The organism is Massilia putida (assembly GCF_001941825.1).
Taxonomy (GTDB): Bacteria; Pseudomonadota; Gammaproteobacteria; order Burkholderiales; family Burkholderiaceae_D; genus Telluria; species Telluria putida.
This window is the reverse complement of sequence record NZ_CP019038.1, coordinates 6018202-6031284: the sequence shown is the minus strand read 5'-3', so window position 1 is coordinate 6031284 and position 13083 is coordinate 6018202. Positions and strand designations below refer to the sequence as shown.

Sequence of the window (13083 nt, the reverse complement as noted above, 5' to 3'; positions counted from 1 at the left end):
GTGCAAGATACTTGCAAGCACGCTGCAACTCGTGCAAGCCGGCATCGACCGGTCGGGCAGCGCATCCATCGGAGGAGTCAACATGAAACGTCTAACAAGCCAGCTCGGCTGGGCTGCGCTATCGCTCGCGGGCGCCGTCTCGCTCGCCTACGTCGCCCTCAAGCGCGGCGAATCCATCAACGCGGTCTGGGTCGTCATCGCGGCCGTCTGCGTCTACCTCATCGCGTACCGCTTCTACAGCCTGTTCATCGCCGACAAGGTGATGGGCCTCGATGCCCAGCGCCAGACCCCGGCGTACAAGTACAACGACGGCCTCGACTTCGTGCCGACGAACCGCTACGTGCTGTTCGGCCACCACTTCGCCGCGATCGCCGGCGCCGGTCCGCTCGTCGGCCCCGTGCTCGCCGCGCAGATGGGCTATCTGCCCGGCATGCTGTGGATCCTGGCCGGCGTCGTGTTCGCGGGCGCCGTGCAGGACTTCATGGTGCTGTTCATCTCGATGCGCCGCGACGGCCGTTCGCTGGGCGACCTGATCAAGTCCGAGATGGGCGAGATCCCCGGCGTGATCGCCCTGTTCGGCACCTTCATGATCATGGTGATCATCCTGGCCGTGCTGGCGCTGATCGTCGTGAAGGCCCTGACCGGCTCGCCGTGGGGCTCGTTCACCGTGATGGCGACGATCCCGATCGCGCTGTTCATGGGCGTCTACTCGCGCTACATCCGCGTCGGGCGCATCGGCGAAGTGTCGCTGATCGGCTTCGTGCTGCTGATCGGCGCCATCGTCGGCGGCCAGTACGTGCACGATTCCGCCGTCTGGGGCCCGATGTTCACGTTCACCGGCACGCAGCTGACCTGGATGCTGATCGGCTACGGCTTCGTGGCGTCGGTCATCCCCGTGTGGCTGCTGCTGGCACCGCGCGACTACCTCTCCACGTTCCTCAAGATCGGCACCATCGTCGGCCTCGCGCTGGGCATCGTGTTCGTCGCCCCGATGATGCAGATGCCGTCGATCACCCGCTTCATCGACGGCACCGGTCCGGCCTGGTCCGGCACGCTGTTCCCGTTCCTGTTCATCACCATCGCCTGCGGCGCCGTGTCCGGCTTCCACGCGCTGATCTCGTCGGGCACCACGCCCAAGATGATCGAGAACGAACGCCATGCCCGCTTCATCGGCTACGGCGGCATGCTGATGGAATCGTTCGTCGCCATCATGGCCCTCGTCGCCGCGTCGACCATCGATCCGGGCGTCTATTTCGCGATGAACAGCCCGGCCGCCGTGATCGGCACGACCGCCCAGACGGCCGCCGCCGCGGTCTCGAACTGGGGCTTCGTGATCACGCCCGACCAGCTGACGCAGATCGCCAAGGACGTCGGCGAGCACACCATCATCTCGCGCGCCGGCGGCGCCCCGACGCTGGCCGTCGGCATGGCCCACATCCTGTCGAACGTCATCGGCGGCAAGGTCATGATGGCGTTCTGGTACCACTTCGCGATCCTGTTCGAAGCGCTGTTCATCCTGACCGCCGTCGACGCGGGTACCCGCGCCGGCCGCTTCATGCTGCAGGACCTGCTGGGCGCCTTCGCGCCGTCGTTCAAGCGCACGGAATCGCTGCCCGCGAACCTGATCGCCACCGGCCTGTGCGTGGCCGCCTGGGGCTATTTCCTGTACCAGGGCGTCGTCGATCCGCTGGGCGGCATCAACACGCTGTGGCCGCTGTTCGGCATCGCCAACCAGATGCTGGCCGGTATCGCGCTCACGCTGGGCACCGTCGTGCTGTTCAAGATGAAGCGCGGCCAGTACGCGTGGGTCTCGATCGTGCCGACCATCTGGCTGCTGATCTGCACGCTGTCGGCCGGCTGGCTCAAGATCTTCGATCCGAACGTCAAGGTCGGCTTCATGGCCCACGCCCACAAGTTCCAGGCCGCGCTCGACCAGGGCCAGGTGCTGGCACCGGCCAAGTCGCTCGACCAGATGGGCCGCATCATCTTCAACGACTACGTCGACGCCACCTTGTGCGGCTTCTTCATGGTCGTCGTGGTCGCGGTGCTGCTGTACGGCATCCGCACGGCGCTGGCCGCGCGCAAGAATGCCCGCCCGAGCGCCCAGGAAACGCCGTACGTCGCGGCGCCTGCCGCCTCGATGGCCGAGGTGCAGTGATGCTCGGCGCGCTGGCCCAGGCGGGCCGCTACCTCGGGCAAAGCATGCGCCTGATGGTCGGCCTGCCGGAATACGACACCTATGTGGCGCACATGGAAAAGACCCATCCGGATCAACCGGTCATGAGCTACGAGGAGTTTTTCCGCGAGCGCCAGCAGGCCCGCTACGGTAATGGAAAACGCGGAGGATGTTGCTGAGCTAGCCGCGTGAACAAGTAGCGCCAAACCTTCGTCGTCCCCGCGCAGGCGGGGACCCAATTTCTGCATGCGTTTCCACAGCTCATGCACAATTGGGTCCCGCCTCCGCGGGGACGACGTCTATATATACCTTCCCTCCTCCGGCGACGCATCTCTGCCCCGCCACTTTGCGCCAGCACAAACGGCGCGTCATAGCCCTCACCTATAGTCAATTCCTGCAAGAATTTGCTTTCTTGCATGGTGGGCCTGTCCGACAGGCTCGTTCGCAGCGCCGACCGCCGGATCCGTCAACCCATGCTGACTCTCGAGCGCTCCAGCCTCAATCGAAAACTGACGTCGATGTGCCTGCAGGCCGCCGCGAGCGCGCTGCTGGTCGTCTACGCCGTCTTCGCCGTGGCGACCGTGGCCGACCAGCGCCGCGGCGAGCGGCAGGAGCTGGACGCGCTCGCCGCGGTGCTGGCGCAGGGCGCCGTCGATGCCGTGCAGTTCAACGACCGCCGCCTGGCCACGCAGTTGCTGGCGGCGCTGGAAGCCCGTCAACACCTCAGCGCCGCCGTGCTGTACGACCGCAAAGGCCGGCCGTTCGCCGCCTGGCATCCGCCCGGCATCGATGCCGCCGTCGCGGACGCCCCGCTGGACGGCCTCGAACCGGACGCCCTCGCCGCGGCCGCCTACGCCGGCAGCCGGCCGTGGCTGCCCATGCTCCGCGTCTACCGCGTGCTCGGCGCGACAAAGGATGCGGACGGCAAGCCCCTGCCGCCCGTGGGCGCCGTGATGATCGAGAGCGACCTCGTGCCACTGTGGCTGCAGATCACCCGCGCGCTGGGCGTGATGGCCGTCGCGCTGGCCGCCGCGATGCTGACGGCGTTCGTGCTGGCGCGCCGGCTGCGGCGCAGCATCGGCGATCCGATCGGGAAGCTGATCAACGCGGCGCAGAAAGTATCGGCCAGCCAGAACTATACGCTGCGTATCGCCCACAACCGCAGCGACGAGCTGGGTGTGCTGATCGACAGCTTCAACAACATGCTGGCGCAGGTCGAGGGCCGCGGCGCCGCGCTCACGCATCACCGCGACGAACTGGAACGCCAGGTCAGCGTGCGCACCGAGCAGCTGGAAAAGGCGAAGAACGCGGCCGAGGCGGCGAGCCGCGCGAAGAGCGCCTTCCTCGCCACGATGAGCCACGAGATCCGCACGCCGATGAACGGCGTGCTCGGGATGACGGAGATGCTGCTCGGGACCGACCTCACCGAAACCCAGCGCAATTACACGCGGCTCGTGAAGCAGTCGGGCGAGCACCTGCTGGTGATCATCAACGACATCCTGGACTTTTCCAAGATCGAGGCCGGCAAGCTCACCGTCGAGTACATCAATTTCAATCTGTGGGACCTGCTGGACGACATCCACACCGTCTACACGCCCCAGGCCGAAGCGAAGAATATATCGCTCCACTTCGACATCGCCAACGACATCCCGGTGGCCATCTGCGGCGACCCGAACCGCCTGCGCCAGATCATGGCCAACCTGCTCGGCAACGCGGTCAAGTTCACGGACCAGGGCCGCATCCTCGCCAAGGTACGCATCGCGAGCGAGGACAACCAGGCCGTGATGCTGCGCTTCGAAGTGCACGACACGGGCATCGGCATTTCGCGCGAGGCCCGCAGCCGCATCTTCGAAGCGTTCTCGCAGGCCGACGATTCCACCACGCGCAAGTATGGCGGCACGGGCCTCGGGCTCGCGATCTCGAAGCAGCTCGTCGAACTGATGGGTGGCTCGATCGGCGTCGAGAACGCCCTGACAAAAGGCGCTGTAACCCCAGGCTCCGTGTTCTGGTTCACGGTCGCCTTCGACAAGCGCCGCGTCGATCCCGATGCGCCGGGCGACCACCAGCACACGATCGACGGCCTGCGCGTGCTCGTCGTCGACGAACGGGAGACGAGCCGCGTCGGCCTGGAACGCCACCTGGCCACGTGGCACGTCGAATGCGACGCGGCGGACAGCGCGGACGAGGCGTTGGCCCGTCTGGACGAGGCGGCGCGCGCCGGCCGGCCTTACGACGCGGCGATCCTCGACATAGAGCTGTCCCATACGAGCGGCCTGCTGCTCGCCGCGCAGATCAAGGCCAGCCCCGCCACGCGCGCCACGCGGCTCGTGCTGCTCAGCCCCGAACGGCTGGCGGCGGACCCCGTGCAGCGGCGCGAGGCCGGCGTCGCCTACCAGTTGATCAAGCCGGCGCGTGCCGCCGATCTGTTCGCGTGCCTGGCGACGCCGCCGCGCGGACAGGTGGCGCCCGCGCCGCGCTTCCTACCGCCGCGTCCCCTGCAGCTGGACGTCAGCCGCCCGCGCACGCGGCGCGTGCTGCTGGCTGAGGACAATCCCGTCAACGTCGAAGTGGCCAAGGCGATGCTGGAGAGCCTCGACCTGCAAGTGGATTGCGCCCGCAACGGCTTCGAAGCGCTGCAAGCCGTGCAGGAGAAACGCAATGAGAACAGGTACGACGCGGTGCTGATGGACTGCCAGATGCCCGTGATGGACGGCTTCGCCGCGACGGCCGCGATCCGGCGCGAAGAACGCGAGGCGGGCCGCGGCCGCGTCCTGCCCATCATTGCGATCACGGCGAACGCGCTGCAGGGCGACCGCGAAGCATGCCTCGCGGCCGGCATGGACGATTATCTGTCGAAGCCGTTCAGCCAGCAGGAAATCGCGGCCGTGATCGGGCGGTGGATGGCGCTGCCGCTGGCCGCTACCGTCCACCACGACGACGAGCCGCCGCGGCTGCCGCGCGCATCCGTCGAAGTGATCCAGCGCGACGTCATCAACCGCGTCGCGCTGGACAAGATCCGCGCCCTGTCGCGCGAACGCGGCGACGCCCTCGTGCAAAAGGTGATCGCGGCCTACGTCGACGACACGCCGCAGCAGCTGCGCACGTTGCGCTCCGCCATCGACGACCTCGATACGGGCAATGTGCGGCGCATCGCGCACACCCTCAAATCGGCCAGCGCCAACGTGGGCGCCGAGGCCCTCGCCGCCCTGTGCAAGGAGATGGAGCACCTGGGCCGCGCCGACACCGCCGAAGGCGCCGACGCGATCCTGACCGACATGGAACAGGAGTTCCAGGCCGTCCGGCATTCGCTCACCGCCATCCTCGAAAAGGAAACCTGACATGCCAGCCCACCCAACCCATCAGCGCGGCGCTCATTCGCGTGCTACGGTCCTGGTCGCCGACGACGATCCGGTGATGCGCTTATTGATGCTCGAGATGCTGGACGGCGTCGGCCTGGAAGGCATCGAGGCCGCGGACGGCGAACAGGCCGTGGCCCTCGCGCACGCGCACGGGCCCGACCTCATCCTCCTGGACGTCGAAATGCCGAAGATGGACGGTTTCGACGCCTGCCGCGCGATCCGCGACCTGCCGAACGGCGCGATGGTCCCGATCGTGATGGTCACCGGCGGCGACGACCTGGAGGCCGTCACCAACGCCTACGAAGCCGGCGCGACGGACTTCGTCTCGAAGCCGATCAACTGGCCCATCCTCGGCCACCGTGTGCTGTACGTGCTGCGCGCATCCGACGCCATCGTCCGCCTGCGCATCGCCGATGCGCAGAACCGCGCCGTGCTGGCCGCCATCCCCGACACGTTCTTCCGGATGTCGCGCGACGGCGTCTACCTCGATTACGAGGCGGGCCACGACGGGGCGGGACGCGGCGTGCGCGACACCGGCGTGGACGAGCAGATCGTCGGCCGCCACGTGACGGACGTCCTGCCGCGCGACATCGCCGAACGCCTGCTCGAACAGGTCGGCATGGCGTTGCACGTGCAGCAGGTGCGTTCGGTCGAATACGAATTGATCCGCTTCGGCGAAGCCCTGCATTTCGAGGCGCGCCTCGTCGCCACCGGCCCGAACGAAGTGCTCGGTCTCGTGCGCGACATCAGCGAGAGAAAGCGCGCGGAAGAGCAGATCCGGCGCCTCGCCTATTGCGACAGCCTGACCGGCATCCCGAACCGCCAGGCCTTCCTTGAAATGCTGGAACGCGAACTGCAGCGCTCCAAGATCGGCAACAAGAAATTCGCCGTGCTGTTCATGGACCTGGACGCCTTCAAGCGCATCAACGACACGCTGGGCCACAACGTCGGCGACCAGCTGTTGAAGCAGGTGTCGGACCGCCTGCGCGAGACGATCCGCCCGAACGACCTGCTGTCGCGCGGCGACCTGCTCCCGCGCGCGGACGCGGCCAAAAGCGCCGGCACGAACCTCGCGCGGCTGGGCGGCGACGAATTCACGATCCTGATCCCCGACCTTGAACGGGTCGAGTACGCGCTCAACGTGGCCCATCGCGTGAAAGACGCCATGCGCCGGCCCTTCCTCATCGAGGGCAACGAGATCTTCGTCACGGCCAGCATCGGCATCTCGCTCTTTCCCGAGGACGGCGACGACTGTACGTCGCTGCTCAAGTACGCCGACACGGCGATGTACCACGCGAAGAACTGCGGCAAGAACAACGCCAAGCTGTACTCGTCGTCGCTGACGATGCAGATCATGAGCCATGTAAGGCTCGAAGTCGGCTTGCGCAAGGCCTTGCAGAACAACGAGCTGTACCTGCTGTATCAACCGCAGCTCGACGTGCGCTCGTCCGAGATCGTCGGCGTCGAGGCCCTCGTGCGCTGGCGCCATGCGGAGCGCGGCGTCGTCTCGCCCAACGAATTCATCCCGCTGGCCGAAGAAACGGGCCTGATCGTGCCGATCGGCGAATGGGTCCTGCGCACGGCATGCAACCAGGCGCGCCACTGGCAAAAGCTGATGCGGCGGCCCGTGCGCATGGCGGTGAATCTGTCGGCCAAGCAGTTCAAGGACGAGAACCTGTCGCAGATCGTGCTGTCCGCCCTGCACGACACGGGCCTCGACCCGCGCCTGCTCGAACTGGAGCTGACGGAAGGCACGCTGATGGACGACGCCAAGGCGACGCTGGCGACCTTGGAGCAGTTGCGCGGCATCGGCGTGTACCTGTCGATCGACGACTTCGGCACGGGCTACTCGTCGATGAACTACCTCAAACGCTTCGACGTGCGCACGTTGAAGATCGACCGCAGCTTCATCAGCGGCCTGCCGCAGGATTCCGAAAACGCCGCGATCACCCGCGCCATCATCGCGATGGCGCACGGACTCAAGATGATCGTGGTGGCGGAAGGCGTCGAGACGGGCGAACAGCTCGTGCTGCTGGAGGAATACGGTTGCGACCTCGTGCAGGGCTTCTACCTCGGCCGGCCCGCGCCGGCGGAGGCGGTCACCGGCATGCTGCAGCGGCTATGGGTGCCGATGACGGCCAGATAGCGTCGTTCCCGCGCAGGCGGGAACCCATACTGAACCTCAGGACCCCGTATTCCTGAAGCACTGCGGCGCTTCAGAAATACCCGATTTCGGAAATTCAGCATGGGTCCCCGCGTTCGCGAGGACGACGCTTATTTCGTGAACGTCAGCGTATGCACCGCCGCCCCCGGCAACAACGGGGTCGGCTTCCCACGCACCCAATCCTCGTGCCCCTTGAGGAAGTACGGCGACAGCGGATGCCCGCTCTGCCCGCCCGGCATGTCGAACAAGCCTTCTTCCTCGCGCCCCGGCGCCACCGTCAGCCGTTCCGACTGCCCGAACTTGGGTCCGGCCACGCGCGGCATGTTGGCGTCGCCCGGCAGCTGGTCCGGCGGGACGCTCAACCAGCGGCGCAGCGCCGGCACCGCGATCGTGAACGGATGCGCGATCGCGGCCGTGTTGCGCCGGCCCCAGGTGGCTTGGGCGAGCGGCGTGCCGTCTTCCGTCAGCCCGGCGATGGCGCGGTCGACGGCGGCCAGTTGCAGGTCCTGCCAGCTGGCGTATCCGGACGGCAGCCACGCGGCCGGACGCGCGTCCAGCAGGCGCGCGACGACCTCCGGCCAGCGCGACGTCGCCACCACGATACTGGCCTTGGGATCGAGCTTCGCCAGCTCCGCATCGACGCCGGCGAACAGCAGGTCGTGCAGCGACCACATGAACTCGCGCGCCAGCCTGTAGCCGACGGACGCCGTGCTGGCGCGGCCGTCCCAGCTCGTTTCCAGCAGGCGGCGGAATTCGGCGCGTTGCGGGTGCTTGTCGAGCGCGCCGGCATCCAGCGCGGCCAGCGCGCGCGCGCGCCAGAGCGCGATGAACGGCGCGCGGTCGTCCATCGACGCCTGGAACGCGGCCGGCACGTCCGTCTTGTCGCCGAGCCGGCGCACGTTCCCGCTCAGCTGACTGACGCGCGCGCCGAGATCGAAGCCGCCGTCGCCGATCGCCTGCGCCGCGTCGCCCGCCAGTTGGCGGCTGTTCGCGGTCACGAGCTGGCCGCCGGGCGGGTTCACGACGCGCGGATGCCGGTCCGGCGCGAGCAGCCCGTCCCAGGTGGGCACGGTGGCATCGAACGCGAGCGGGATACCGGCGCCGCCCTGTGCCCGGTGCGGCAGCGCGCCGCCGATGGTCCAGGCGATGCCGCCGCGGCCGTCGCCGAGGACGACGTTCTGCGCCGGGATGCCGTCCGCCGCCGCCGCGGCCAGCGCTTCGTCGAGGTTCGCCGACGACTCCAGCTTCAAGTGGTTCAGGTTCAGCGCATCGGGCGCATGCGCGACCCAGTGCACGGCATACATCGTGCCCTCGACCGTGCGGATGGGGCCGAGGCTCGTCTCGCGCACCGTCATCGATTGCGCCGGCTCGCCTTTCACGAGCAGGACTTCCGTGTGCGCCACGGGCGTCTCCCAGCCGGAAGGCAGGCGCACCTGGCCGGGGTGATCCGCATCGCTGCCGAGGCGGACGAGGTCGAGCGTGTCCGCGTAACTGTTCGTGAAGGCCCACGCGACATGGCCGTTGCTGCCGACGATGACGGCCGGCGGCGTCCCCGGCAGGCTAACGCCGACGATGCGGCGCGGCCGGCCCTGTGCGTCCGGGAAGCGCAGCGCGAGGCGGTACCAGGTGTTCGGCAGCTGCAGGCCCAGGTGCATGTCGTCCGAGACGATGGCGGCACCGCTCGCCGTCCGTGTCCCGGCGATGGCGTAGTTGTTGCTGCCGACCGAATCCGTGAACGCGATGCCGGCCACCTGGCGCGCGGGCACGGCATCCTTGCGGCCCCACCAGGCCGGCGCCGTGGCCGGGATCGGGCTTGGGGCCAGCGCGACGGCGGGCGCATCCAGCGGCGCATCCCACCGGGTCGCTTCCGGCAGCAGGAACGCCAGCTGGGCCGGATCGAGGTGGGCTGCCAGCCAGCCGCGCGCCAGTTCGCGCGGTTCCTGGTTGCCCTGCAAATCGAAGTACATGGCCCACACGGCCAGCAGCGAGTCGGCGGGCGTCCACGGACGCGGCGTCGCGCGGTTCAGCAGATATTCGAATGGGCGCGCACGCAGTCCGTTCAGGCCGTCATTGACACCGGCGGCATAGCGGTCCAGCAGCGCGCGCTCGGCCGGCGTCATGCGCTGCAGCACCTGTTCGGCGCGGGCGCGGAAGCGGTGCAGCCGGTGCGCGCGGTCGAGCGGCAAGGCCTTGGCACCGAACAGCTCGGCCAATTCGCCGGCGGCGCTGCGGCGCAGCAGGTCCATCTGGAAAAAGCGCTCCTGCCCGTGCACGAAGCCGGTGGCGTAGGCGACGTCGAGCCGATTGGCACCGCTGATCAATGGCACGCCGTTCGCGTCGCGCTCCACCGTGACCGGGGCCGACAACAGCGGGGAATGGTGTTGGCCGTCGAGTTCGGGCAGGCTGGCGCGCAAGGTCATCCAGGCACCGCCCGCGACGAGCACGGGCAGCACGACGACCCCGACCGCAATTCGCCGCCCCCACTTCCGCCATCCGCGTTGTCCCATGCCGCTCACCCTGTCCCAAAAAGCGCATCTTGCCAGAAATTCCATGTCCGGGCGAGTGCTGACAATTCATATCGCCCGTGGTTCCCTTCACGCGATTGAGCGAACTCGATGGTCGGCGGGCACGGTCTTCTAAGCTGAAGACAGATGCGCAGGACGCGCGTGTTGATCGTGGGAGGCACCATGATTCGGGTGCTTGCGTGGAGGTGGACGGGTGCGTGCATCGCGCTGGGGCTGGCCGCGTGCGCGACGCCGCAAGAGCGCGCGGCACAGGCGCAGGCCGACGTCGAGCGGATGATGGCGATCTATGGACCGGCCTGCGTCCGGCTGGGCTATGCCGCCCAGTCGGATGCCTGGCGCAGCTGCGTGATCGGCCTCAGTACGAAGTACGATCTGCAGCGCTATGGGCCGTCTCCGGGCTACTACGGCTGGGGGCCGGGCTGGGGTCCGGGCTACTGGCGGGGCTGGTGGGATCCGTACTGGTGACGGCGGCGGTAAACCGACGCGCAAACTCGGCTTTCGTCACCGCGTCACGCTGCGCCAGCAGGCGTTCCAGCACCTGCTGAATGTGCCGGACGAGCTCGGGGTAGCGCGCATCGGGCGGATGCAGGCTGAAGCGCACGAGCGGCGAACGCGCCAGCATGGCCGCCGTCGCATCGGCGACGCGCGGCGACAGGATGCGCCCACTGCGGTTGCGCGCGGCGTACACGAGCGACGGCGACAGGATGGCGTGCGTACCGCGGCGGTTGTTGCGCGCGAACGGGCGGTGCGGGGCGTGCTGGTCGTGCGTATCGTGCGGGTCGTGCGTATCCTGCGGGTTGTGCGGGTCATGTGGGGCCTGCAGGGGCTGCACGTCCGGCTGGCTCGCGTCGTCGTGCCGGCTGCGTGCTGCAGGCGCACCATCAGGGGCAACAGGCCCCGTCCAGTTGCTTCGATCGAACTGCCTGTTCGGGCTGTCCTGTCGCGACTGGTTCCGCTGACCGTTCTGCATGGTACCGCTGCCATGCTGAATCGCCGCGCCATCCTCGCCGCGATAGTCGTCCCGACGGTCGACCTCGTGGCGATATGCGTTACCGCGTTCACGTGCCGACGGTGCGCGGCCGGTTCGAGGGTCCTGCGCCCCCGGCAGGCAATGGAAATGGCTGAACGTCGTCGTGTACGCGAACGGTGAATCGCGCAGGGCCCGCCACGCGCCCTCGCCCAGCAGCCACGCCGGCGGCACGAACCCGGTCGGCCTCCAGCCGCGCGCCGCGAACCAGTCGAGGCCGAGTTCCAGGCGGCGCCGCGCTTCCGCTTCCGTCAGGGCCGCGAACTCGCCCTCGCGCCGCGTGTAGACGTTGCGCAGGAAGCGCGCGCGCAGGCCGCCGCTGCCCGCTTCCGTGTCGAGGTGGCTGTAGCCGTGCAGCGCCAGTTCGTCGCCGCGTTCCAGTGCGACGTTCAAGCAGGCTTCCATGGCCGGCGACTGTTCCGGGCGGAAGTGATAGTGCGGCACGACGAGCCACGTCAGCGGGATGTCCGCCACGGCCCGCACGGCTTCCACAAGACGCAGGCAATCGGCCCACGTCGCGGGCGCCACGTCGTGGATCGACACGCACAGCATCCGCTGGTCGACGGGGTCGTCAGTCTGCGACACGGATGCGCTCCCGTTCATTCATCACCTCGTCGATGACGTCCTGCCCTACATAGGGATGGCCGCCCACCAATGCCTCGTAGCGGCCCACCACTTGCGGGAGGATTTCGTTCCAGTCGTAGCGCTCGACGGCCTTGCGCCGCGCGGCGTGGCCCATGCGCGCCAGGTCGCGCTGGTAGATGGCTTCGATCGCGCCGGCCAGGCTGCCAACGTCGTTCGGCTCGGACAGGATGCCCGTCTCCGTGTCGATCAGCTCGGCCACGCCGCCCTTGGTCGTGGCGACGACGGGCAGGCCGCACGCCATCGCTTCGAGAACGATGAGGCCGAACGTTTCGCAATCGCCCGGGTGCACGAGGACGTCGCAGCTGGCCAGCAGGCGGGCCAGCTGGCGCTGGTCGCGCCGGAACGGAATGTGCGTCACGCGGTCGCAGGACGGCAGCACGCCACCGCCGCCGACGAGGATCAGGTGGTAAGGGTCGCCCAGCTTGCGCACGGCTTCGATGAGCACGTGCAGCTTCTTTTCCGGCGTGAAGCGGCCGGCATAGACGAGCAGGCGCGCATCCGGCGCCAGGCCCAGGTGTTCGCGCAGCGTGTCGTCGCGGCGCTGCGGACGGAACACGCTGCTGTCGATGCCGAGCGGCTGGTGCACGGCCCCGTGCACGCCGATCGCATCCAGCTGCTGCACCATGATGCGGCTGGGCGCCAGCACGAGGTCGAACTGGCGGTACAGGTTGGCGAGATAGCGGCAGGTGCCGCGCGCGATCCAGCGTCCGAAGCGCGGCTGCACGAGGCGCGGCAGGTCGGAATGATAGAACGCGACGGCCGGGATGTCGTAGCGCTTGCGCATGCGCAGCGCGGCCCAGGCGCAATGGCCGGCGTCGCCCGCCTCGACGACGTCGGGCCGGACGGATTCCAGCAGCCGCGCCGGTCCCTCGACGGACAGCGGCATGCGAAAGCCGTGGAAGCCGGGCACGCCGGCCGACGGTATCTTGACGAGCGCGGGGATTGCATGGTCGCACGTCTCCACATTGGAGCTCATGATCGTGTGCCGGACGCGGCTGCGCCTTGCCAGCCAGTGCGCCTTGGCATTCAGATAGGTGCTGACGCCGCCTCCTTCGGCCGCGTAAAACATCGTGATGTCGACGAGGTGCATGCTTGGGATCCGATCAAAGTATCCCCACGATAGCAGCGGAGCCGGTGCGCCGTGTGCGCACTGTCAATCGGATTCAGTGTACGGCGAGGATCGGGCT

General features: G+C 68.2%; 8 protein-coding genes. 5 read left to right on the top strand and 3 right to left on the bottom strand.

Annotated features, from left to right (window positions below; genetic code table 11):
- Nucleotides 1-82: 82 nt before the first annotated feature.
- The 4 genes from BVG12_RS29025 to BVG12_RS29010 all read left to right on the top strand — a co-directional run bounded on the left by BVG12_RS29025 (nucleotide 83) and on the right by BVG12_RS29010 (nucleotide 7681).
- Nucleotides 83-2158 (top strand): carbon starvation CstA family protein, encoded by a 2076-nt coding sequence (locus BVG12_RS29025; RefSeq protein WP_075796631.1) that lies wholly within the window; start codon nucleotides 83-85, stop codon nucleotides 2156-2158.
- Complete coding sequence (locus BVG12_RS29020; RefSeq protein ID WP_056127383.1) at nucleotides 2158-2355, top strand: YbdD/YjiX family protein; 198 nt, start codon at nucleotides 2158-2160, stop codon at nucleotides 2353-2355. Before BVG12_RS29025 ends, BVG12_RS29020 begins: the two co-directional genes overlap by 1 nt.
- Before the next feature lie 294 nt (nucleotides 2356-2649).
- On the top strand, nucleotides 2650-5514 hold the full coding sequence (locus tag BVG12_RS29015) for a hybrid sensor histidine kinase/response regulator (RefSeq protein ID WP_075796630.1): 2865 nt from the start codon (nucleotides 2650-2652) through the stop codon (nucleotides 5512-5514).
- 1 nt (nucleotide 5515) lies between these two features.
- Nucleotides 5516-7681, top strand: a complete 2166-nt coding sequence (locus tag BVG12_RS29010; protein WP_075795431.1) for a putative bifunctional diguanylate cyclase/phosphodiesterase — start codon at nucleotides 5516-5518, stop codon at nucleotides 7679-7681.
- Nucleotides 7682-7809: 128 nt separating this feature from the next.
- Here the strand turns inward: BVG12_RS29010 and BVG12_RS29005 are convergent, their stop codons facing one another.
- Entirely contained in the window at nucleotides 7810-10206 is a 2397-nt protein-coding gene (locus tag BVG12_RS29005) for a penicillin acylase family protein (protein ID WP_075796629.1), read from the bottom strand.
- A gap of 180 nt (nucleotides 10207-10386) precedes the next feature.
- On the opposite strand from BVG12_RS29005, the gene BVG12_RS29000 reads away from it, so the two are divergent.
- Nucleotides 10387-10689, top strand: a complete 303-nt coding sequence (locus BVG12_RS29000) for a hypothetical protein (RefSeq protein ID WP_075796628.1) — start codon at nucleotides 10387-10389, stop codon at nucleotides 10687-10689.
- Here the strand turns inward: BVG12_RS29000 and BVG12_RS35370 are convergent.
- Together BVG12_RS35370 and BVG12_RS28990 are read right to left on the bottom strand one after the other, a co-directional pair.
- A complete protein-coding gene (locus BVG12_RS35370; RefSeq protein WP_083685500.1) occupies nucleotides 10580-11854 on the bottom strand; it encodes a DUF2334 domain-containing protein in 1275 nt (424 codons plus the stop codon). The two genes, BVG12_RS29000 and BVG12_RS35370, sit on opposite strands and share 110 nt — an antisense overlap.
- Nucleotides 11823-12986: a glycosyltransferase gene (locus BVG12_RS28990; RefSeq protein WP_075795429.1), complete on the bottom strand. Its 1164-nt coding sequence runs from the start codon at nucleotides 12984-12986 to the stop codon at nucleotides 11823-11825. Before BVG12_RS28990 ends, BVG12_RS35370 begins: the two co-directional genes overlap by 32 nt.
- Nucleotides 12987-13083 lie beyond the last annotated feature (97 nt).

Bases quoted from the DNA above. Each gene is read 5' to 3' on its own strand.
- BVG12_RS29025 (WP_075796631.1), top strand. From the start codon at position 83: ATGAAACGTCTAACAAGCCAGCTCGGCTGGGCTGCGCTATCGCTCGCG.
- BVG12_RS29020 (WP_056127383.1), top strand. From the start codon at position 2,158: ATGCTCGGCGCGCTGGCCCAGGCGGGCCGCTACCTCGGGCAAAGCATG.
- BVG12_RS29015 (WP_075796630.1), top strand. From the start codon at position 2,650: ATGCTGACTCTCGAGCGCTCCAGCCTCAATCGAAAACTGACGTCGATG.
- BVG12_RS29010 (WP_075795431.1), top strand. From the start codon at position 5,516: ATGCCAGCCCACCCAACCCATCAGCGCGGCGCTCATTCGCGTGCTACG.
- BVG12_RS29005 (WP_075796629.1), bottom strand. From the start codon at position 10,206: ATGGGACAACGCGGATGGCGGAAGTGGGGGCGGCGAATTGCGGTCGGG.
- BVG12_RS29000 (WP_075796628.1), top strand. From the start codon at position 10,387: ATGATTCGGGTGCTTGCGTGGAGGTGGACGGGTGCGTGCATCGCGCTG.
- BVG12_RS35370 (WP_083685500.1), bottom strand. From the start codon at position 11,854: ATGAACGGGAGCGCATCCGTGTCGCAGACTGACGACCCCGTCGACCAG.
- BVG12_RS28990 (WP_075795429.1), bottom strand. From the start codon at position 12,986: ATGCACCTCGTCGACATCACGATGTTTTACGCGGCCGAAGGAGGCGGC.